The organism is Helicobacter sp. 23-1044, assembly GCF_053654695.1.
Window position 1 is genome coordinate 75,985 of record NZ_JBSIUQ010000004.1, and the last position, 21,278, is coordinate 97,262.

General features: G+C 40.7%; 26 protein-coding genes. 9 read left to right on the forward strand and 17 right to left on the reverse strand.

All coding sequences use genetic code 11. The annotated features are described in order from the left end of the window. Positions 1-7: 7 nt before the first annotated feature. Positions 8-772: a fumarate reductase cytochrome b subunit gene (locus ACWIUD_RS05100; protein WP_454147332.1), complete on the reverse strand. Its 765-nt coding sequence runs from the start codon at positions 770-772 to the stop codon at positions 8-10. 139 nt (positions 773-911) lie between these two features. On the opposite strand from ACWIUD_RS05100, the gene ACWIUD_RS05105 reads away from it, so the two are divergent. The 3 genes from ACWIUD_RS05105 (at position 912) to ACWIUD_RS05115 (ending at position 4,319) form a co-directional block, all read left to right on the forward strand. Further along, positions 912-1,445, forward strand: a complete 534-nt coding sequence (locus ACWIUD_RS05105; protein WP_454147334.1) for an LPP20 family lipoprotein — start codon at positions 912-914, stop codon at positions 1,443-1,445. Beyond that, complete coding sequence (locus ACWIUD_RS05110; protein WP_454147336.1) at positions 1,438-2,361, forward strand: LPP20 family lipoprotein; 924 nt, start codon at positions 1,438-1,440, stop codon at positions 2,359-2,361. Before ACWIUD_RS05105 ends, ACWIUD_RS05110 begins: the two co-directional genes overlap by 8 nt. A 224-nt stretch (positions 2,362-2,585) precedes the next feature. Continuing rightward, positions 2,586-4,319, forward strand: coding sequence for a Na/Pi cotransporter family protein (locus tag ACWIUD_RS05115; protein ID WP_454147338.1), 1,734 nt, complete (start codon positions 2,586-2,588; stop codon positions 4,317-4,319). On the opposite strand, the gene ACWIUD_RS05120 is transcribed toward ACWIUD_RS05115, so the two are convergent. Then, positions 4,295-4,534 carry a hypothetical protein gene (locus ACWIUD_RS05120; protein WP_454147340.1) on the reverse strand — a complete coding sequence of 80 codons (240 nt, stop codon included), beginning with the start codon at positions 4,532-4,534 and terminating at the stop codon, positions 4,295-4,297. The genes ACWIUD_RS05115 and ACWIUD_RS05120 overlap by 25 nt on opposite strands. Positions 4,535-4,617: 83 nt before the next feature. Between ACWIUD_RS05120 and ACWIUD_RS05125 the strand changes: the two genes are divergently transcribed. Beyond that, positions 4,618-4,746, forward strand: coding sequence for a hypothetical protein (locus ACWIUD_RS05125; protein ID WP_454147342.1), 129 nt, complete (start codon positions 4,618-4,620; stop codon positions 4,744-4,746). A 40-nt stretch (positions 4,747-4,786) separates the two neighbouring features. Continuing rightward, positions 4,787-5,011, forward strand: coding sequence for a hypothetical protein (locus ACWIUD_RS05130; protein WP_454147344.1), 225 nt, complete (start codon positions 4,787-4,789; stop codon positions 5,009-5,011). 78 nt (positions 5,012-5,089) lie between these two features. Here the strand turns inward: ACWIUD_RS05130 and ACWIUD_RS05135 are convergent, their stop codons facing one another. The 11 genes from ACWIUD_RS05135 to purB are packed head-to-tail and all read right to left on the reverse strand — an operon-like array spanning position 5,090 to position 13,488. Beyond that, positions 5,090-5,425: a hypothetical protein gene (locus tag ACWIUD_RS05135; RefSeq protein ID WP_454147346.1), complete on the reverse strand. Its 336-nt coding sequence runs from the start codon at positions 5,423-5,425 to the stop codon at positions 5,090-5,092. A 7-nt stretch (positions 5,426-5,432) separates the two neighbouring features. Next, on the reverse strand, positions 5,433-5,972 hold the full coding sequence (locus ACWIUD_RS05140) for a hypothetical protein (RefSeq protein WP_454147348.1): 540 nt from the start codon (positions 5,970-5,972) through the stop codon (positions 5,433-5,435). 55 nt (positions 5,973-6,027) lie between these two features. Continuing rightward, a complete protein-coding gene (locus tag ACWIUD_RS05145) occupies positions 6,028-6,387 on the reverse strand; it encodes a class I SAM-dependent methyltransferase (RefSeq protein ID WP_454147350.1) in 360 nt (119 codons plus the stop codon). A gap of 21 nt (positions 6,388-6,408) precedes the next feature. Then, complete coding sequence (locus ACWIUD_RS05150; protein ID WP_454147352.1) at positions 6,409-8,490, reverse strand: hypothetical protein; 2,082 nt, start codon at positions 8,488-8,490, stop codon at positions 6,409-6,411. Positions 8,491-8,493: 3 nt separating this feature from the next. After that, complete coding sequence (locus tag ACWIUD_RS05155; RefSeq protein WP_454147354.1) at positions 8,494-9,114, reverse strand: LutC/YkgG family protein; 621 nt, start codon at positions 9,112-9,114, stop codon at positions 8,494-8,496. Continuing rightward, complete coding sequence (locus ACWIUD_RS05160) at positions 9,107-10,564, reverse strand: LutB/LldF family L-lactate oxidation iron-sulfur protein (protein ID WP_454147356.1); 1,458 nt, start codon at positions 10,562-10,564, stop codon at positions 9,107-9,109. Before ACWIUD_RS05160 ends, ACWIUD_RS05155 begins: the two co-directional genes overlap by 8 nt. 14 nt (positions 10,565-10,578) lie before the next feature. Beyond that, positions 10,579-11,307, reverse strand: coding sequence for a (Fe-S)-binding protein (locus tag ACWIUD_RS05165; RefSeq protein WP_454147358.1), 729 nt, complete (start codon positions 11,305-11,307; stop codon positions 10,579-10,581). A 43-nt stretch (positions 11,308-11,350) separates the two neighbouring features. Then, positions 11,351-11,857, reverse strand: a complete 507-nt coding sequence (locus ACWIUD_RS05170) for a peptidylprolyl isomerase (RefSeq protein ID WP_454147360.1) — start codon at positions 11,855-11,857, stop codon at positions 11,351-11,353. Between the two features lie 30 nt (positions 11,858-11,887). Then, the gene (locus tag ACWIUD_RS05175) at positions 11,888-12,040 is read right to left on the reverse strand and encodes a hypothetical protein (protein WP_454147362.1); all 153 of its coding nucleotides are present in this window, start codon (positions 12,038-12,040) and stop codon (positions 11,888-11,890) included. After that, positions 12,021-12,167 (reverse strand): hypothetical protein, encoded by a 147-nt coding sequence (locus tag ACWIUD_RS05180; RefSeq protein ID WP_454147364.1) that lies wholly within the window; start codon positions 12,165-12,167, stop codon positions 12,021-12,023. The genes ACWIUD_RS05175 and ACWIUD_RS05180 overlap by 20 nt, the downstream gene beginning before the upstream one ends. Next, positions 12,151-13,488 (reverse strand): adenylosuccinate lyase, encoded by a 1,338-nt coding sequence (gene purB / locus ACWIUD_RS05185; protein WP_454147366.1) that lies wholly within the window; start codon positions 13,486-13,488, stop codon positions 12,151-12,153. The genes ACWIUD_RS05180 and purB overlap by 17 nt, the downstream gene beginning before the upstream one ends. Before the next feature lie 286 nt (positions 13,489-13,774). Here purB and ACWIUD_RS05190 point away from each other — a divergent pair, with 286 nt between their 5' ends. Further along, on the forward strand, positions 13,775-14,236 hold the full coding sequence (locus ACWIUD_RS05190) for a hypothetical protein (protein ID WP_454147368.1): 462 nt from the start codon (positions 13,775-13,777) through the stop codon (positions 14,234-14,236). 213 nt (positions 14,237-14,449) lie between these two features. Here the strand turns inward: ACWIUD_RS05190 and ACWIUD_RS05195 are convergent, their stop codons facing one another. From ACWIUD_RS05195 to metE, 4 genes are read right to left on the reverse strand one after another with little or no spacing between them, the layout of a single operon-like run. Then, positions 14,450-15,508, reverse strand: a complete 1,059-nt coding sequence (locus ACWIUD_RS05195; RefSeq protein ID WP_454147370.1) for a beta-1,4-N-acetylgalactosaminyltransferase — start codon at positions 15,506-15,508, stop codon at positions 14,450-14,452. A 47-nt stretch (positions 15,509-15,555) separates the two neighbouring features. Next, a complete protein-coding gene (locus tag ACWIUD_RS05200) occupies positions 15,556-15,699 on the reverse strand; it encodes a hypothetical protein (RefSeq protein WP_454147372.1) in 144 nt (47 codons plus the stop codon). Then, the gene (locus ACWIUD_RS05205) at positions 15,662-15,829 is read right to left on the reverse strand and encodes a hypothetical protein (protein WP_454147374.1); all 168 of its coding nucleotides are present in this window, start codon (positions 15,827-15,829) and stop codon (positions 15,662-15,664) included. Before ACWIUD_RS05205 ends, ACWIUD_RS05200 begins: the two co-directional genes overlap by 38 nt. A 37-nt stretch (positions 15,830-15,866) precedes the next feature. After that, positions 15,867-18,206, reverse strand: a complete 2,340-nt coding sequence (gene metE, locus ACWIUD_RS05210; RefSeq protein WP_454147376.1) for a 5-methyltetrahydropteroyltriglutamate--homocysteine S-methyltransferase — start codon at positions 18,204-18,206, stop codon at positions 15,867-15,869. Between the two features lie 314 nt (positions 18,207-18,520). Between metE and ACWIUD_RS05215 the strand changes: the two genes are divergently transcribed. From ACWIUD_RS05215 to ACWIUD_RS05225, 3 genes are read left to right on the forward strand one after another with little or no spacing between them, the layout of a single operon-like run. Continuing rightward, on the forward strand, positions 18,521-20,026 hold the full coding sequence (locus ACWIUD_RS05215) for a hypothetical protein (RefSeq protein ID WP_454147378.1): 1,506 nt from the start codon (positions 18,521-18,523) through the stop codon (positions 20,024-20,026). Further along, on the forward strand, positions 20,023-20,202 hold the full coding sequence (locus ACWIUD_RS05220; RefSeq protein WP_454147380.1) for a hypothetical protein: 180 nt from the start codon (positions 20,023-20,025) through the stop codon (positions 20,200-20,202). The genes ACWIUD_RS05215 and ACWIUD_RS05220 overlap by 4 nt, the downstream gene beginning before the upstream one ends. Next, positions 20,175-21,119: a glycosyltransferase family 2 protein gene (locus ACWIUD_RS05225; protein WP_454147382.1), complete on the forward strand. Its 945-nt coding sequence runs from the start codon at positions 20,175-20,177 to the stop codon at positions 21,117-21,119. The genes ACWIUD_RS05220 and ACWIUD_RS05225 overlap by 28 nt, the downstream gene beginning before the upstream one ends. Positions 21,120-21,278 lie beyond the last annotated feature (159 nt).

Sequence of the window (21,278 nt, forward strand, 5' to 3'; positions counted from 1 at the left end):
CTCCCCTTTATTTTTGAAATTCAGTGTATTCGTAGTGCATATAATCCGTCTTTCTATCCAAACTAATGCCTTTTTTCACATAAGCTGCGTAAGTGGCAAGTCCTAGCACGATGAAAAACACGCTCATACAGATTTTTGCAGTGCGTAGTCGCTTCAAAGTCGCCTCAGGCGTTTTTGCTTCAAACCAGCCCCATTTCACAGCCAAACGATAAAGCCCGATTGAGCCGTGCAACTCCACTGCAAACAAAAGCACAATATACAACGCCCAAAAATGCTGATGGACAAATCGATATGATGAGCCCACAGGACCGATTGTTTGAGGCTGAGTAATCATAATGTATAAATGAATGCTCCCCAAGAAAAATAGCGCAAATCCCGTGCAAGCCTGAATCCCCCAATTTGAAGTGTCTTTGTGGTGGAGCATATTTTTATGCGTTTTGAATCGCAAAAACTGACGATAATTGATAGGAAACTTCCTCATCGCCAAAAGCGCGTGTAAAACAAACACCGAAAACACCACAATCCCCACGATTGACACCACAAGCGGACATCCGCCTTCAAATATAAAGCTTAATTCGAAAAATTTCGTAACTTTATACATCGCCTTTTCACTGATAAGAATACTAGATACAAAAAACATATGCGCTATCATAAACAACGCCAAAAATAGCCCACTCGCGCTTTGTAGCCAATCTAGCGTGGCAGGCATTCTACTTGCCTTATTGCCTTTGGCTACGCCCGTGTAACTCTCGATAATTTTATTATCCTCCATACTACCTCCCTTTGATTTAAAATGAAATGTGATTGTAGCACTTTTTAAAAGAATAACTGCTAATTTTTATGATTTTTATAAAAATTCAATAATTTTAAGTTACAATGCGAAATTTTATTTTAAAAAAAGGAAGGTAAAGATGAGAAGTTTATTAGTAGCGGTGGTGTTTGGATTATTTGTATTTAGCGGATGTGGCACTAGCAATATTGCAACGGATAATGCAGAAATCAATGCGGCATTAGATGGCGCACCTGAATGGGTTTTGGGCGAATCAAGCGGTTTAAGCGCAAGTGGTAGCGCGAAAATCAAAAATGGCAACATTAGCTTTGCGGTAACCCAAGCAGAAGCAGACGCTAGAAACAAACTAGCAGGACAGATTTCAGCAAATGTTGAAAGCAAATATAGAGAGCTAAATACTAGCGATAGCGAAAGTGTAAATCAAGAGGCAGTTCAGGCGATTCGCATAAGTGTAAGCAAGGTTTTAGCAGGTTCAAAAGCTACTAAAAAATGGATTAGCAAAACAAATGATATGTGGGTTTTGGTGGAAGTTAAGCAATTAGATACGGATTTACTCAAAAAAAATCTTATGAAAGCCGATGGCGTGGATAAAGAAGCGGCAAAAGCGTTAGCAAAATCTGTCGATGAGCTAATTGATGGATTTAAGAATGACTAGATTCTATCGCAGAATCTTATGTATTTTTTTTGTTAGTTTTATAATCAGCTCTTGTGGGGATGTGAAATATCCTGCGTGGTATTTGGAAAATGACGAAGATTCTGCGTATTTATATGGCGTGGGGAGCGGAGATACGCTAGATTCTGCGAAAAGTGTCGCGCTAAATGATTTAAGTTCGCAAATCTCGCTAAAAATCGAGTCTGCCACAAGCATCGAGCAATCACAAATCAATGATTTGCAAAGCAATAAGGCGGATTCAAAAATCGATGTAAGCGTGCTTGGCATTGAGCTAAATAGCGTGGAATATATTAAGCAAGAGGAAGTTGATGGCGTCTTTTATGTGAAATCTCGCATAGCAAAGCACAAAATCATAAAGCAACTAAACACAGACATCGAAACTGCCAAAATTGCCATAAACACGCTTTTAGATGACGCAAACGCGATGAAATGCGCCACAATCTCGCCAAAGCACAAGGTGAGTTTAGCAAAGCATTACGATATCCTCGCAAATAAGGCAATGCAAATCCGCGCATTAGATGGCAAGGTAATCGCGCAAAAGCTAATCGATGATTTGCAGAATCTGCTTTCAAATAATTCGCGCGGGTATTATGTGGCGTTTGCAAGTGGTAGCAGTGAGACTTTTAGTCGCGTGGATAGCGGGCTGAATGCGGAATATAAGAAATTTTTCACATTAGAGCAAAAAGGCGATAAGACATTTATGATTGAAAATCGATACAGCATTCAAAAAGGCGATGAGGTGAAAATCACACTTGAAGTAAATATCAAAGACTGCGTGGGTAATGCGATTTTCAATACTTTAATCATCGGCAAAGCGAGTAATTACAGCGGTGCGATAAGTCGCATAAAAGCGCAGTTGTATAAAAAACTAAAAGCGTGGCAAGATAATGATTTATAGATGATGATTTATAGATTTTGTAAATAAATTTTGCACTTATTTGGTGCAAAAATTATAAATTCGCAGAATCTATAAATCCCCAAGAAATTCGCAGAATCTATAAATATTTCAATCACAGATTCTGCGATTCACGCCAAAAATCCCAAAATCTACCCATTAGATTCTCCAAATCAATTCAAATTATGATATAATCTCCGCTTTTATCACTTACACAAAGGGCGGAAATGCAAAAGATATTTATCCCAATAGCGATGCTTGCGCTATGCTACATATTTTACAAATACAGCGCGACTATCGAAATCATCTCTGGCGCGGCGGTTTTCTTATTTGGTATGCTTGTAATGCAAGATGGATTCAAAATGTTAAGCGGCGGATTTTTGGAGGGTGCGATGAAAACTGCCACAAATAGCACCCTAAAAAGCATTCTCTTTGGCGCGGTTGCCACGACTTTTATGCAAAGTTCTACGCTTGTATCGCTCTTTGCGATTTCATTTGTTTCAGCTGGTATCATCTCGCTAATTCAAGGCGTAGGCATTATTTTAGGCTCAAATTTAGGCAATAGCACGGGTGCTTGGATTATCGCACTAATTGGCAATAAAGCAAATATTTCATCATTCGCACTGCCTATCATTGCCTTTGGCGTGGTGTTTTTATTTCATAAATTAAAGGCAGTCAAAGGCTTTGGCTATGTGTTGGCTGGGATTGGCTTTGTGTTTTTAGGCATTGCGTATATAAAAATCGGCTTTGATTCCTACAAAGAAGTGCTTGATTTCACGCGCTATAATATGAGTGGATTTGGCGGAATGCTAATCTTTTTCCTTGTTGGCACGATGGCAACGCTCATTATGCAATCCACCCACGCCACGCTGGTGCTAATTATGGCGACTTTAAGCACAGGGCAAATGTCGCTTGAATCTGGAATGGTGCTATCAATCGGAGCGCAGTTTGGTAGCTCTATCACAACGGGACTTGGCGCGCTAAATGCGAGTATCGATGGCAAACGCTTGGCTGTGGCGCATATTTCATTTAATCTCATCACCGCGCTAATTGCGGTGATTTTGTATGAGCCGTTTTTGTGGATTACGGAGATTGCTTCAAATGCGCTTCACATTGCGGATATAAATCTCAAAGTTGCAATATTTCTCACAATTTTTAATGTGTTGCGAATCGCACTTATAATCCCGCTACTTAAACGATTCGTGTATTATTTAATGCGATTTGTGAGAGAGCGCAAAAGCGGGGATTTGGATAGTCCCATTTATTTGGACGAATCAAAAATCGACTTTGCAAACGCGTCATTGGAGGCGATTAAAAATGAGACAAAGCACCTTTATGACAACGCGCTAGGGATTATCGCAAAGAGCATTGGGTTTGATAGGACGCAGATTCGCTCATTTGAGCCGATTGACAATTTGCTAAAAAATAAGAAAATACTAAAAGATGAAATCGATATTGACGCGCTGTATGAGAGTAAAATCAAGTCGCTCTCAAACGCCATTATGGAATTTACCGCGAGTGCCAAAACAAAAATGGGGCAGGAAGCGCAGATGAAAGAGGTCTTTGCCCTGCAAATGGCGGGGAAAAGCATTGTCGATGCCACAAAGCAAATGCGATTGGTGCAAAAGAATTTGCAAAAATACTCTCTCTCGCAAAATGCCGTCCTTGCCGATGAGTATGGCAAAATGCGCGGGACTTTGGCAAAGTTGCTTCGTGCAATCGAAGAGTTGCGAATAACTGACAGCGAGGAAAACGCCCCCATCGTGAAAAAAATCATAAAATACAAGGCGTTTTTCAAATATGATGATTTGGATATTATAAACAAAATCGATGCGCTTGTGGCGGGGAAAAGCATAAGTTTCGCGGAGGGCACTTCGATGCTAAATGATTTGAGTTTTATGCGGACGATTGCGCTCTCGCTCGTGGAGGCGATAAATCATTTGTATGGGATGGAAATGTGATTTGAGGCGATTTGCTTTGTTGTGATTTGTTTTTGGGTGGCGATTTGGTGTTTTGTGATTTGTTTTTTTAGTGGCGTTTGGGTGGCGCAATTTGTTTTTTTGGTAATCATTTGCTTTGTTTGTAACGGCGCGTAAGATTCTGCAATTGAAACTAAAAACGCAGAATCTGCCTCCACTTCGTCATTGCGAGATTCTGCGAAGCAGAATCGTGGCAATCTATAATTTAGATTCTGCGATTTTTTGTCATTCTAAGCCATAGGCGAAAATCTCAAATAAAGCAAAAGATTCTGCAAATCAAATGCAAATTGCAGAATCTGCCTCCACTTTGTCATTGCGAGACACAAAGTGCCGAAGCAATCTATTAGATTCTGCGAAATTCGCAGAATTTATCTTAAATTGTCATTCTCGCGCGAAGCACAAAGTGTGAAGCAAAGAGTCTCAACTAAATCTCGTCATTGCGAGATTTTGTGTTTATTTTCGTCATTGCGAGATTTGCCTTTGGCAAATCGTGGCAATCCATTTTATTTTATTTTTTTTTTTTTTTTTTTTTGGATTGCTTCGTTGTTTTCGCTTCGCTCAAACTGCCTCGCAATGACGAAGTGGGGGCAGATTCTGCGATTTTTGGATTTTTTGCGCTAGATTCTGCGTTTTTCGCAGAATCTACCCACCCACTTAATCCCCTCCGCAAGTGAGGGAGAGAGTTTTGTGTAAATCCTCACGCGCTTGGAAATGGGGAGAATTTTAGATTCTGCAAATCGCCCTCCATATTGTCATTCTGAGCCGTAGGCGAAGAATCTCTTTTGTTTAAAATTTTTGAAATATTTCACTTCGCTAAATATGACATTTTTTTTGGATTGCCACACTCGCTTCGCTCGTTCGCAATGACGAAAAATAGCACTAGATTCTGCGATTCGCAGAATCTCAATCCGCAGGATTGGATAAATAAACTTCGGCTTTGCCTTGTTTTGCGAGCGTAGCGAAGCAACAACCGAAGTAATTGCGGTGTTGCTTTGCACGAAGTTTGCCCCGTTGCTAGGAAATAGAACTAGTGGTTCATTGACGACGCAATGGGGCAAACTTCGTGTGAATTGAATACCCAAAGACAAATTGCCCCTATTTGCGCGTTTCTACATACAAACTCGCCCCTTTATACGCCCCTCCACCTTCATTACAATCTAGCAAAAACTCATTAAAATGCAGAATCTGCGAGGTATTAAACTCAAATCTTTTGCACTCGCCAAACCCCGCATTTTGCAGCATTCGCGTTAAGGAAAGTTCGTCATACGCCCATTTGTGCCGCTCGCCAATACTCGTTTGGATGAAAATCTCATCGCGCAAGGACGGCGGGATTAGAAATCGCACAAAACGCAAATATAGATTTAGGAATTTATTTGCAATTTTGTCTTTTGTGAGTTTGTCAATAAAGCGCGTTTTTGGCGCATTTAGCGCATTTGGCGCAGAATCTTGCGTGCGAGAAATAATGTATTTTCTAAAATCATCGCTAAATTTGGGGAGATTCTGCGATTTATACGGATTTTGCAAGTCGCTTTGCAGATTCTGCGATTTATGCGGATTTTGCAAGTCGCTTTGCAGATTCTGCGATTTGTGCAAATTTTGCGAGTCAATTTGCAGATTTTGCAGATATTTTCCCATCTCACCGCCTGATTTTACGCGTATCATTTGGTCAAATAACTCCACTAAAATCCAATCATACCGCTCCCAAATTTCTTTTAATTGATTTTGCCCCCCCCCTATTGCGCAATTTTTTAAGGATATTCAAATATTCATTCACCGCATTTTCCAAATCAGGCACCACAATGCGTAAAATTCCGCCTTTTTTCATCACTCTCCGCACTTCGCGCAAAAATAGCAGTGCATTTTCCTTTGTCAAATGCTCCAAAAAATGACTGCTATACGCCACATCAAAAGTCTCATTTGGATAGGGCAGTTTTTTCAGCAAATTCACCTTTTTCACGCGCTTATCAAGCGGAGAAAAGTCGATATTTTCCCAAATGTGATTTTTATCTAGCGAGATTCTGCTCCCACAGGCGATATTTAATATTTTCATAACCTTACACCTTTCTAAACTCTATCTAAATTCAATTTCAACGCTCTCGCCCAAATCCTCGCGGATATTTTCAAACGCGGGCGAAAAGTATAAAAACTGCGCGAAGTCATTTTCGCCACTGCCTTGCATTATTTTTATGTCAAACTTGCCTTTTTGCGTGCTTTTTAGGGCGAGGGTTTGGACGCCATTTACCACGCTTCCAAGCGAAAATACGCTTATATTTTCGCCAAGTGCGAGATTCTGCGCCACCACCTTAAAGTCGCGCCAATGCGCCGTATTCACATACCAATTACCCGCATTTGCCTTTGGCAGGCGCGTGCGCGGGGAAATCACGCTCTCAATATCCACGATTTTGCACGCAGGCGATTTGCAGAAAAACTGATAGGCAATCTTTGGATTTGCTACCAAACTTTCATTTGCATTTGCATTTGGCAAAAGTGCGATTTTCCCGCGCATTAGGGCGATTCGCCAATCTTTTTTAATGAGCGGTTTGATAGCATACTTCACCCCCAAATCGCCCAAAAACTCCACTTGCAACACGCCATCATTTAAATTCACCACGCGAGAGTTAAACAAATCAAGCGGGGTTAAATCCCTATCTTTTATTCCGCTCACCGAGATTTTCCGCACCACACGAGAAATCGAAGCATCCAAAAATGTATTTTTAGGGATGATTGAATCGGGCATATTTTCGTTTATAAAAATAAAATTGTTTATTTTGTCATCAAACTTTATGCTTAAATCTCGCGCGTAGCAGGTGCTTGTGAAGTTTTTCAAAGGCAGATTCTGCGAGTTTAGCGCATTTAGCGTGAGTTTAGCAAAGGGGAGATACGGAATTGCGGGGATAAAGGAATGCTGATTGTAATAAAGCATCCGCCCATTATTTTCCAAAATCGCGCTAAAAGAATGCGGGATAATCGACACGCGCTTTTTAAGGACGATGGGACGCTGACAGGGGATTTTCCCGCTAGATTTTGTGGTGGATTCTGCGATAAAATTAGATTCTGCGTTTTTATGAGATTCTGCGCTAAAATTCGCAGAATCTAGCGCAGATTCTGCGTTTTGCGTGAAATTTACATTAGATTCTGCGTTTTGTGCGAAGTTTGCGGGAGATTCTGCAAAATTAGATTCTGCGCTAAAATTCGCAGAATCCACGCATTTCCCCTCCATCCTATCGCGCCAATCAAGTTTATTTACAAACGCGATTTCTAACTCGCCATTTGCCACATCGCTAAAATTCACGCTTAAATTATTCCCCGCCAATCGCCCGTTTTTAAATGTCGCACTGCCTGTGATTTGCTCCCCCACACTAGCGCAAAGTCCGCTATCGGCGCGAAATCTCACATACAGCGGGACTAGCTTCTCGCTAAATCCTCTATCAATCGCCCCATTTGCCGTTCGCGCAGTCGCGTTTGGAGTGATTAAGAGCGGATTATTTTGCGCTTTTAGCGTGAGATTTTGCGCCACGCTGAAATCCATTAGATTATTTTTTGCGTCCATAAATGCGACATTTAAATGTATGCTATGCGGAATGACGCTAATTGCCTGTGAAGTTTGCGCCACTTTTGCCTTGCCCTGCGTAAATCCGCAAGAGATAAAGGCGGGATTGCGCGATGAACTCGCATTAAATGGATAACTCACCACATAGCTAATCCCATCGCCCCGCAGCTCGCTAAAATGCCGCCCTCCAAGCGTATCGTAAAACTCGCAAAATCGCCCCTTTATCCCTCGTGCGTGGGTGATATTTGCCTTGCTATCAAGTGCGTAAAAAATAATGGCAAAATGCCCCACGCCACCGCTTATTTTCGTCCAAATATGCCCGTTAAAAGGGCGCAGATTGCCAATCAAGCACGATAGATTATCGCCCTTTTGAGTAGCGCAGAACTTCTCTGCTTGTTTAAAGGCATCATATTCCACGATGAGCGGTTTTTGCGGGAGGATGTAATGTGGTTTTTTGGGATTTTGCGGATTTGGTGCATTTAGATTCTGCGATTTTGGCGCGAGATTCTGCGAATTTAATGCGAGATTCTGCGGATTTAATGCGAGATTCTGCGCCAAAAGTGCGTTAAAAATTATAAAACCACAAAGCAAAATTACGCGCATTTTCTACACCAAAATAATATACACAACCTGCGGTCCGTGCACACCAAACACCGTTTTTAGCTCAATATCCGCTGTGCGCGAAGGACCGGCGATTAAAATCATATTGCTAGGCAGATTTTCGCCACGCAGTTTTGCGATGCCGTCCTTTATGCTTTTCACAATATTTTTTTTCTCCAAAATCACAATGCAATTTTTGGTAATCAAACTCGCCAATCGCGGATTATCCGCGCTACTTGCCACGCCAAATACGCCAATATCCGCAATCCCGCACTCCGCCTTAATAATCGCCGTATCCGTGCTAAAAAGCGTATCGCGAATCTCATCCACGCTTTTATCATAAGCGGTGAGATTAAACTCATCTTTTAGCGGGGCGATGAAAGATTCTGCGTTTTTGGCGTAAATATTGCTTTTTGAACCCAAATCACGCAGAATCTGCGCCAAATCCGCTGTCAAATCGCTAGATTCTACGATAATGCCCTTATTTGCGCTCTGCATTGCGATATATTCATCGATTAGAGTGTCTTTGCCGTGCTTAATCTCTCCGCCGTATTCGCGGACTGCGTCCTTTAATTTATTGCTTTGCAACGCGCTCTTTGCGCTATTTAAAATCGCCTCTTTACTCATAAATCACCCCCTGCATTTTTTTGACTTTTGAGTGTAAGTTCCCATCTAACTGCGGAAATGTGTGATTTTGCATCCACGCGCTTAATTCGGGATTTATCCTGCCAAAAATCGCTCCAAACTTACCTAAAATCCCCACTAGCGAGTTTGCCACACGCCACTTAAATCCGCTCGTAGCGACATTTGCGAAAATCGCAAAGTTTCGCTTATCCCTTTCATTTCGTTTTACATTCGCATATCCTACCACGCCTTTGCGCCCCTGCCCCGCCTTTTCGCTTCGTAAATCTCTTATTAGCTCCGCTAGTGGGATTTTCACAGGGCATACTTCGCTACATCGCCCACACAAAGAGCATAAATTTAGCATCGGCGCACAATTATCAATGCCAAAAATCTGCGGACTTACCACTTCGCCAATAGGACCGGGATAAGTCGTAAGATAGGCGTGTCCGCCGATTTTATCATACACCGGGCAGTGATTTAGGCAAGTCCCACAGCGAATGCAACTTAGCGCACGATAATAATGCGAATCTGCCAACATTTTAGAGCGATTATTATCTAGCAAAATGATATGCACTTCTTTTGGTCCATCTAACTCGCCATTTTGGCGCGGGTGGGAGATGATATTATTATAGCAAGTGATATTCGCCCCTGTGGCACTTGGGACTAATAGCATATCTAAAATACTCGCATCTTCAAAAGATTCTACAATCTTTTCAATACCGCAAATGGCGATGTGAATATCACACGCAGTGGTGCTCATCCGCCCATTGCCTTCATTTTCAATTAGCCAAATCGCCCCTTCATTTGCAATCGCAAAATTCACGCCAGATAACCCAATCTTAAAATCCTTAAATTTCTGTCGCAGGTGCGTCCTTGCCACGCCATTTAGCGTTTCAATAGAGTCTGCGTCCTCTTTTTGCAAATTCGCATTTAATTTATTATTAAAAATATCTAACACCTCAAAGCGATTTTTGTGAATCGCAGGGACTACGATATGCACGGGCGGCTCATCGATTAGCTGAATGATTAACTCGCCTAAATCCGTCTCTTTTGCGTCAATGCCGTGCTCTTTTAGATATTGATTTAGGTGAATCTCTTCACTCGCCATCGATTTGCCTTTTAAAATCATATTTGCATTATTTTTTTTCATCAAGTCTAAAATCACCGCATTTGCTTCATTTGAGTCACTCGCCCAATGCACCTTAAAGCCATTTTTTATCGCATTTACTTCAAATCGCTCCAAAAGTTCAGGCAGTTTTGAAAGCGCGTTTTGCTTTACTTTGCGCCCCATCTCGCGCAAACTCTCCCAATTATTGTAGCGATTTGCGATGGTATTTTTGCGATTTGTTTTTAGTGTGTGCATACTTGATTTGAGATTTTCTCGCATTTGCTTGTCATTTAGCTTCTCATTTATGATTTTGTGATATTGCTCTTTTGAATGAAAACTACTCATAATCTCCCCCTTATCTACAATTCGATTCGTTCAGCGATAAAGTCATATAAATGCACTGCTTTCACGCTAACGCCATTTTTTGCCATCGCACCGCTGATATTTAGCAAGCACCCCGCGTCCGCAGAGATGAGATACTCGACATTTCGCGCTTTTATATCTGCGATTTTCTCCATCACCATCGCTTTTGAAATCTCGGGCTCTTTTACCGAAAATGTCCCGCCAAATCCACAGCATTCTTCCTCTCGCTCTAACTCAACTAGCTCGACATTTTTTAGCTGATGAAGCAATGCTTTATTTGATGGGATACTATTTGCCACACGCAATGCGTGGCAGTTTGAGTGCCACGAAACGCGCGTCTTTGGCTTTTTATCCTCGTATTGCACTTTTAGCTCTTTGTATAAAAACTCGCTTAATTCAAACACGCGATTTGAAAACTCTTTGACTTTTTCATAATCGCCACTATCGGCAAACAACTCCAAATAATCCACCTTCATCGCCCCAGCGCACGAGCCAGATGGGACGATTATGGGATATGGCTCACTGAATAAATTTATGTTATGCAATGCGATTTTTTTGCTCTCATCATAAAATCCAGAATTTAGCGTGGGCTGTCCGCAGCAAGTTTGGTCTTTTTTGAAAACTACCTCAACCCCCGCTTTTTGAAGTAACTTTATCGCATTTACGCAAGTGCCAGAATACGCCACCCCGCCTAAACAAGTGGCAAAAAAATAAACCTTTTTCATTTTCTCTCCCCCTTTTTAAAGTCTAAAATTATATCAAAATGCCTTAATTTTTACGCAAAATCGCAACTTCCCTAATCTCGTCATTTTGCTTTATTAAATCAAGCACCGCAAAACTTTCCTCATCGCTAATCGCCCCAAATGTCGTGTGTTCGCCATCCAAATGCGGACAATCCACAAAACAGATAAAAAACTGACTTCCGCCCGTATCGCGCCCCGCGTGCGCCATACTTATCGTCCCTCGCTTGTGCTTGTTTGGATTATTTTCCACTTCGCATTTTATGCGATAGCCCGGACCGCCCGTCCCTGCAAGGCGCGGATTATCCTTGCTGTGCGGACATCCACCCTGCGCCATAAATTTATCAATCACTCGATGAAATTTTAATCCATCGTAAAATCCGCTATTTGCTAGTGCGATAAAGTTGCTAACCGCCTGTGGCGCGTCTTTATAAAAGAGCGTAAGTTTTATATCGCCCTTGCTTGTGCGAATAATCGCGCCATCATTTTTCGCCAAAAAATCATTGTCGATTTCATAAACTTTCAAATTTTCCATTTTGCCCCCTTAAAATTAAATGCCGTAATTTTAGCGATTTTTCGCAGAATCTGCGGATAATTTTAAAGTAGATTCTGCGAAAATGTGTAAAATTCGCAGAATCTTGGCGTGATTTTTATTAGATTCTGCGATTTTTTTATTTAGATTCTGCGATTCGCAGAATCTACGAACAAAGCAAAACAACCATCCACTTTGTCATTCTGAGGGAGCAAAGCGACCGAAGAATCTCTTTTGTTTTTTTGAGATTTTTCGCTACGCTCAAAATGACAAATATTTTTAGATTCTGGCAGAATCTACACTCTACTCCCAAACACGCGCCTAAAAATCTTATCGACATTTTTTAAATAGTAGCCATAATCAAAGCATTCGCGGATTGATTCGGGCGACATTTTGGCACTCAATTCGCTGTCATTTAGCAAATATTGCAAAAATAGATATTCGCCATTTGCATTTTTAGATACTTCGCCATTTTGTAATGCTTCCCAAACTTTCATCGCATTTCGTTGCACGATAGCATAAGATTCCTCGCGTGATAAGCCTTTTTTGGGGAGTTCTAATAGGATTCGTTGTGAAAAGACTAGTCCGCCTGTCAGCTCCAAATTTTTCATCATATTTTTGGGATAAACTACCAAATTTTTTAGCAAATCATTTAGGCGATTTAGCATAAAGTCAAGCGTGATAAACGCGTCAGGCAGGATAAATCGCTCCACACTTGAATGGCTTATGTCGCGCTCGTGCCACAATGCGACATTTTCCATCGCAGGGATAGCATAAGAGCGCAGGATTCGGCAAAGTCCCGTGATATTTTCGCTAAGCACGGGATTTCGCTTGTGTGGCATTGCGCTACTGCCCTTTTGCCCCTGCGCGAAGTATTCCTCGCATTCATAAACCTCCGTGCGCTGAAAGTGGCGAATAGAGACGGCGATTTTTTCGCAACTACTTGCAAGTAGCGCGATGTCGCACATTAGCCTTGCGTATCTGTCGCGTTGCACCACTTGATTGCTAACTTTGGCGCAATCTAGCCCCAAATTTTTGCATACGATTTCTTCAAGCTCGATGGGCGAATGCGCCATATTGCCCATCGCACCGCTGATTTTTCCCACAGAGACGACTTGCAAAGTGCGCTTTAATGCGTCCAAATGCCGTCTAATCTCATCAAACCAAATCGCCACCACAAGCCCAAAAGTGATTGGTTCACCGTGAATCCCGTGGCTTCGCCCCACCATAAGCGTATCTTTGTAAGTCATCGCCTTTTGCTCCAAAGTCGTAAGCAACGCGTCCAAATCATCGATGATTAGAAAAAGACTATCGCGAATCTGCAACGCCACCGCCGTATCAATCGTATCGCTACTTGTGATTCCATAGTGAAAAAAGCGCGATTCTTCCCCTAACGAATGCGCCACCGAAGTCGTAAATGCGATTAAATCGTGCTTTGTGATTTTTTCGATTTCCTCAATCTCATCAATGTCAAATTTCGCGTCCTTGCAGATTTTCTCCGCCGTATCATCATCGATGAATCCTAGCTCATTCCACCCGCGCACGACAGCCTTTTCGACTTCCAACCACGCGTTAAACTTCGCCTTTTTGTTCCACTTTTTTTTCATTTCTTTTCGCGCATATCGCTCAACCATTTTCGCCCCTTTTTGCTAAAAAAATTATGAAATTATAGGCAATAAAGATTTAATTTTTGGTATATTTTGGTATAGATTCTGCGAATTATGCTTGAATCGCAGAATCTCGCACGAAAATCGCAGAATCTACGCAATCTACTTCGCATTTTTGCATAAATGCGTAAAATCGTAACTTGGCGTTTTTTTAAAAATTCCTTGCGATGATGGATTGATATTTTATTGCGTTATAATCGCAGAATCTTTGGTTTTTAAAAGCAAAGAAAATTTTAACTTTAAGGATTGCTTTATGAAAAAACTTGTATTTTTGCTTTTTGTCGCAATAAGTGCGTTATTTGGCGAGGTAAATGAGGCAAATTTAGATGATGCTATTAAGAAATGTAATGCAAACAATGGGGTTGCCTGTGGTGAAGCCTCTGAAATTTATCGCAAAATAGAGGGGAGAACCCGCGATGAAAAAGATGCAAAACTTTGGGCGGAATATGCAATTAAGGGTTGCGAATTAAGAGATGGCGAATCTTGCTTTCAGGTATCAAATCAATACACCGATACAAATTTTTTTCCAAGACTTGTTCAAGCAGATGAAACCAAAAGAGAAGAATACCTTATAAAAGCTTGCGACTACAAACATAGTCATTCTTGCCGTCTATTAGGCATTATATATAGCGGACAAGCCATAACAAAAAGGGTGCCGAGAAAAAAGCAGCCAAAATTAAATCAAAGTATTTTTACAAAAAAGCTTGTGATTTAGGATATAGCGGAGCGTGTAAAGAAAAATAAATTATATTAAATAAGCGCATAAGGCATGTATTTGCCAAATGCGTATTTTTTAAATCGCAGAATCTGCGCTAGATTCTGCGATTCGCAGAATCTTAGATTGCCACTTTTGCTTCACAAAATCTCGCAATGACGGATTTTTAAATTTTAGATTCGTGCGAAGCACCGCACTTGCAAATCCAAAAATCTATCTAAAATTTTTACACATTGTCTTAATATACGCAGAATCTAAAATCGCCCTATCGATTACCACGCCGATATCCTCGCTCTGCCACTCTTTTAGCGCAATCCACTCGATATTTTGTGCCACAAATTTACGGACATCTTTTTGATACGGGAAATGCAGTTGCGTTAGCTCGTGGGTGATTTTGCGATTGGTGTGCGGTTTTGGCGTCTCAAAATAGCCGATTTTATTTTCTACGCCCCAGCGTTGCATTGTTTGCTTAAATGTTAAATTGATATTTTTTAGCATTATGAAATCGCCTTGTGCGCGAGATTTTTGCGTCCTTTTGTCAATCAAAATCTCTTTGCCATCATAATACACATTTAGCAGGTTCAAAATCAGCATATCCCACGCATTTTGGGGCAGATAAAAGCTCTTATAAACTTTATCAGGCAGATAAATATGGTCGCAGTCGATTTTGATTAGCCACTGCCCCTTTGGAATCACGCTCAAAACATAATTATAATACGCATAGAGCTTGTTTTCTTTGCGTTTTGGCGTGTAAATATCCACGCTGTGCGGATATTTCGCGGGGATAAAGCTAGGGAATTTCGCGCAAAAATTTAGGATAATCTCTTCGCTCCCATCATCGCAGTCATTGTAGCCTATCACGCCACGCTGAAAGGCTGGGAGAATGCTATAAAGGCTAGATTCTAGCGTGTGGGCTTCGTTTTTCACGCGGATATACGCCCACGGATTGCGGGGCGAATATGGATTTTGTGCGTCATCATCAAAATCAAAATATCCGCTGTGAGTGCGTTTTGTGTGGGCTTGCAACGCTAAGATTTGCAAATCTTTTAGCGATGGGTTTTTATAGATGTGACTTGGGGGGGGGGATTTATAGATTTTGCAATGCAATGCGTAAAAATCTAGCGGTGATTTTTTAGAAATTTGCGCCAAAACTTCGCTTGGCACAAAAGAATCGCTTTTGCTTAATGGGATAAAAATCTCTCCAAAGCCAAATTTTTCCCTCAACGCCAAACGCCCTTTTTTGCTTGGTATAAGGGCGCATAAGATTTTCATAATAAATTTTCTAATGAAATATTCAAACATTTTTTACCTTTTTTGTTTTAAGATTCTGCGAATTGTGCTTGAATCACAGAATCTCGCACGAAAATCGCAGAATCTGCGCTAGATTCTGCGAATCGCAGAATCTTGGATTGCCACGATTTTGCTTCACAAAATCTCGCAATGACGCAATATTTTAGATTCACACGCGATTCGCTCAATCGCGCAAAAAACAATCGAAGTAGTTGCGGTGGTGCTTTGCGTTGTTTGTGTGTGAAACAAGCGAGATAAGACTAAAGCGTCTATCGAGCGCAGTTTTATGCACAAACAACGCAAATGATTACCCAAGAACAAATTGTGCCACCACGCAAATCTACGATTTACGCACCACTTTCACCGCTTCTACCATATTTTTTAAGCTCGGACGCACTTCCTCCCATTTGCGCGTCTTTAGTCCGCAGTCTGGGTTTATCCATAGTTGGCTTTGTGGTAGGACTTCGAGCAATGCCTTAATCTGTGCTACGATTTCCTCTACACTAGGGATTCTAGGGCTATGAATGTCATACACGCCCGGTCCCACTTCGTTTGCATAGCCCACGCTTTTAAAGACTTTGAGTAGCTCATTGCCACTTCGCGCCGTTTCAATGCTTATCACATCAGCGTCCAACGCCTCGATTGTCTTAATAATGTCGTTAAACTCGCTATAACACATATGCGTGTGAATCTGCGTTTCGTTTTTTGCCACTGCGGTGGAGATTTTAAAGGATTCTAACGCCCACCGCTCATATTCTTTGATATTTTCCGCGCGCAATGGATAGCCCTCTTTAAACGCGGCTTCATCGACTTGAATGATTTTCACCCCCGCATTTTGCAAGTCGTTGATTTCATCAGCGATGCCTAGTGCGATTTGCTTACACACCGCTTCACGCGCCAAGTCATCGCGCACAAAGCTCCAATTTAGAATCGTTACAGGACCTGTCAGCATACCTTTCATTATCTTGCTTGTGAGGCTTTGAGCGTAGGTTATCCACTCCACCGTCATAGCCTTTGGGCGCGCCACATCGCCATAGATGATAGGGGGCTTCACACAGCGTGAGCCATAGCTTTGCACCCACGCATTTTTGCTAAACACAAAGCCCTCCATTTGCTCACCAAAATACTCCACCATATCGTTGCGCTCTGGCTCTCCGTGCACAAGCACATCTAACCCCACTTCTTCTTGGAATCGCACGCAATCAATGATATATTCTTTTATGCCCTTTTCATAGTCGCTTTGGCTTATCTCGCCTTTTTTATACCCTAGTCGCAATGCGCGGAGTTCAGGCGTTTGCGGGAAGCTCCCGATGGTGGTGGTGGCAAGGTTTGGATAGCCTAAAATTTCGCGTTGAATCTTAATGCGCTCTTTAAATTTTAAATCACGCTCTTTTTTGCTTATCCCCGCCACGCGTTCGCGGATTTTTGGGTTATTTGTGAGGGTGGATTTTGCGCGGGATAGGTTTGCCTGCTTATTTTGCTCCCACGCGGATTTTGTTTCGTCTGTAATGCCATTTCTAAACACAGCATTTAACAGCACGATTTCGCTTAGTTTTTCCTCCGCAAAACTTAGCCAAGAGAGGATTTCAGCGGAGATTTTGCCACTCTCTTCGCCAACCTTGCTAAAAGGCGTGTGAAGCAATGAGCAAGAGGACGATACCACGATACGCTCTTTTGGCAATTTTAACGCGATTTGTTCGAGTAAAGCAAGTTTAGATTCTAAATTTGCCACCCAAATATTGCGCCCATCGATTATCCCTGCAAAAAGCACTTTATCGCTTTGCGCGATTTTATCTAGCATATCAAAATTTTTTGCGCCTGTTAAAAAATCTAATCCTATGCCATAGATTTTAGTGTCAAGCAAGATTTCGGTGAGTTCCTTGCTATGCTCAAAAAATGTGCTTACGATTGCTTTTACGCCCTTTTCGCTGATAGAATCATAAATGCACTTTATCGCACTGCCACCTTTGCCACATTCTAGCCCAAAGATTTGCTCATCAAACCCGCGCACAAAAATCGGCTCGCTAAATTCGATGATAATTTCAGAATCTAGAGCTTTTAGCCCCGCCACAATCTCATCGATTAAATCCAAATACGCGCCTTTTAGCTTTTTGAAAATCGCGTGAGAGTCGCCACTTTGGATTTTGCTTAATGCAAAAAAGCTAAAAAGCCCAATAAGGTTGATTTTTGGCGTGTGCCCTAGCGATTTTGCCTCTTTATATTGCGCGATTATGCCCCGTGCGTCCGCGTGGTAGCTGTCATTTTCGCTTAGTTCTGGCACGACATAGTGATAGTTGGTGTTAAACCACTTTGTCATCTCGCACGCCACGCCACTTTTATGCCCCCTCGCTAGGGCGAAGTAGCCCTCTAATCCGCTTAGATTCGCAAATCTTGCGGGCTTTGCGCCAAGCGCGTAGGCTAAATCTAACACATTGTCATAGAAGCTAAAATCATTGACGCAGACAAAATCTAGTCCTTTTGGGGCGTTTGATTCGCCATTTGTGCCAAAACTAGCATTTGCCTGTAATGCCCAATGCTTTTTGCGCAAGTCTTTTGCGACATTTTGCAAGTCGCCTTCGCTACTTTTGCCACTCCAAAATGATTCTAATGCCTTTTTTAATTCTCTATTTTGCCCAATTCGCGGGAATCCTAAAATGTTTGTTTGCGGTATTTTGCTCATTGATGAATCCTTAAAATTTGATTTTGAAAAAATGCGGAATTTTACAATATCATATTGTATTTGTCAATATTTACAAAAATTACCAAAAATTGCAATATTTTTTTAGGAAAATTTCACTACAATTCGCGTTTTTAAAATTTTTATAAAAGGAAATTATATGGAAAAAATCGTAAATAGGGGGGGGGCAGAAACATAATGTAAAAATCGCAGAATCTGCCCAAAAATCCCCAGATTCTGCGAATCAAAACCCAAAAATCGCAGAATCTACCCAAAACAAAGCATTTATCGCATTTTGCATTTTTGTCGCGCTATATTTGGCAAATATGATTTATCGTGCAAATTTTGGCATTATTGATGACCACACTTTGCTATCTACGCTTCATCTTGGGGCAAATATTCCACCTTCGATAATGCCAGAAATCGGGCGATTTTTCCCGCTAAATGCGTTTGATTTAAATATCATAAGCAAGTTTTTTGGTATCAATGCAAGCGCATTTTACGCATTTAGCGCACTTGGAGCACTTGTGCTAATAATCTGCCTTTATCGCACTTTGAATTATTATCTAAACTCGCTTTTATCGATGCTAATAATAACTGCATTTTTATGCACACCTGCCTTTATTACGGCGTTTTTGCGATTATTTGTGCCTGAGAAATTTGAAAGCATATTTTTTGGCATTTTTCTTATTTGCTATATTTATTTTTTAAGGCAAAATAGCAAGTTTAGCGCACTAATTGCCATAATCTCCGCAACCATCGCACTTTATTATAAAGAACCAGCATTCATTATGCTTGGCGGATTTGCATTTTTTCATTTTATTTTTAGTTTCAAAACAAGCACTTTGTGGCAAAAAATATTAGATATTTTGCTTTGCATTAGCGCATTTATTTGGATTGTGGCGTATTATTTTATTGTCATCGCAAATAAAAGCACAAGCGGAAATTACGGCGATACGCCCTATAATCAACTTATTGTCTTTGCAAAAATTTCGCTAAATTATCTTTTGACCGAACCATTTTTATTTATTGGCGTTTTTGGAGTTGTTGCGTATAGAATCTATCTTGTAGTTTATAAAAAAGAGCAAATAAATGCCCTTTTAGACGCGCTTTTGCTTGGGGCGATGCTATATTTATTGGCGTATTTAGTGCTTAAAATCTACTCATTTCATTATCCGCTTCCAGCGTATATTTTCGCACTTTTGCCACTTGGATATTATTTTTACGCCTATTTTAGGGCAAAGTTTGTAAAAATAATTTTTTATATTTGCATTATTTTATATGTGCTAAATGCCCTCCCTTCGTTTTTATATCAACTAAATCACTACAAAGCAGTGCCAAATAATTTCGCCACCACAATATCTTTTTTAGGCAATTATTTATCGCAAAATCCGACTACAAACATTTATTTAGAGGGCGTAAATCGCGCAAGTGGCGTTGAGGTTTATCATAGTTTTGCAAAAAATTTGGTGCATTTGGGACACAGCGAATTTGATTTATTAAGCGATATTGGCGTTGATAATATTTTGCTTGGGAAAAGTGATGCAGATTCTGCGTATAGCGTGTTTAAAAGCAATGCAATGGTTGAGAAAAAAAGCGGTGATTTGGTGGTTTTAACGCCATTTAATACGCGTGAATTTAAGGGCGCAGAATCTTATGAGTTGCTTTTCACAAGCACGCAAGGATTTAACTTGCCCTTGCTAAACATCAAATCAATGCTAAAAATCATCGCACTAAAATTTGTCGGCGAAAATAGCGAGGTGATTTTAGCAAGTAATGTTTATGCACTGCCGATACATTTTAGTGTGTATAGAGTGAAATGATGAAGCGAAAAAATCTAATATTTTGCAATAAAATCGCAGAATCTACGCCAGATTCTGCGAATCGCACAATTTTTGGAGATTCTGCGCCAGATTCTGCAATCCCCCCCCCCCGATTTATAAAGGCAAAAAACCCATTTTGGCGATTATTGTGCCATTTTATAATGAAAAAGAAATAATTCTTAAAAGTTTGGAGCAGTTTTATGGAAAATTGCAATCTTTGCAAAACAGCGTAGATTCTGCGAGTTTTATCGTATTTGTCGATGATGGAAGCACCGATGGGGGAGTGATTTTACTAAAAAATGCAATTGCTTGTTTGCAAAATATCGTTTTAGTTTCACTTGCCAAAAATAAAGGTCATCAAAATGCCTTGCTTTGCGGATATGAATTTGCTAGTGATAAATGCGATTGCGCTATTAGTATCGATTGCGATTTAGAGCAAGATATTGATAAAATTCAACATTTTTTAGATGCGTATAATCGCGGAAATGACATCGTTTTTGGCGTAAGGGAGGATAGAAAAAGCGATGGATTTTTTAAGAAATTTAGCGCAAATTGCTTTTATAAACTAATGGCATTTTTAGGTGCGAAAATCATCAAAAATCACGCAGATTATAGACTTCTTAGCAAAAAGGCATTGCAGTTAATCTCGCAATATAAGGAAGTAAATCTCTTTTTGCGTGGGATTGTTTTGGATTTGGGATTGAAAAGTGAAGTTGTTTATTTTAGCACAAAAAAGCGAGTGGCGGGGAAAAGTAAATATAATTTAGCAAAGATGCTTAAACTCGCACTTGATGGCATTACTAGTTTTTCAAGTGTGCCTTTGCGTGGGATTTTCATCGCCGGGATTGGCATATCGCTATTAAGCGCAATGCTTGGAATCTATGGAATTTTTGTGGCGATTTTTACAGATTCTGCGCTTCCGGGATGGGCGTCAATTGTGGTGCCGATTTATTTTTTAGGTGGAGTTCAAATGCTGTCACTTGGAATTATTGGCGAATATATTGGAAAAATTTATAACGAAAGCAAAAAACGACCACGATACAGCATAAAAGAGATTATCGATAAGCGATTAGATTCTGCGAAAATGCGCTAGATTCTGCGATTTATGGCAAAACGCAGAATCTGCGTTAAGATATTTTTACAAAAACGCCAAATTTAATTACTTTTTGTGATATGTATTTTTTTATATAACTAAAATCGTGGCGTGTTAAGATTTAAACAATTATTTTGTGCCTAAAATGCGACTTATGAT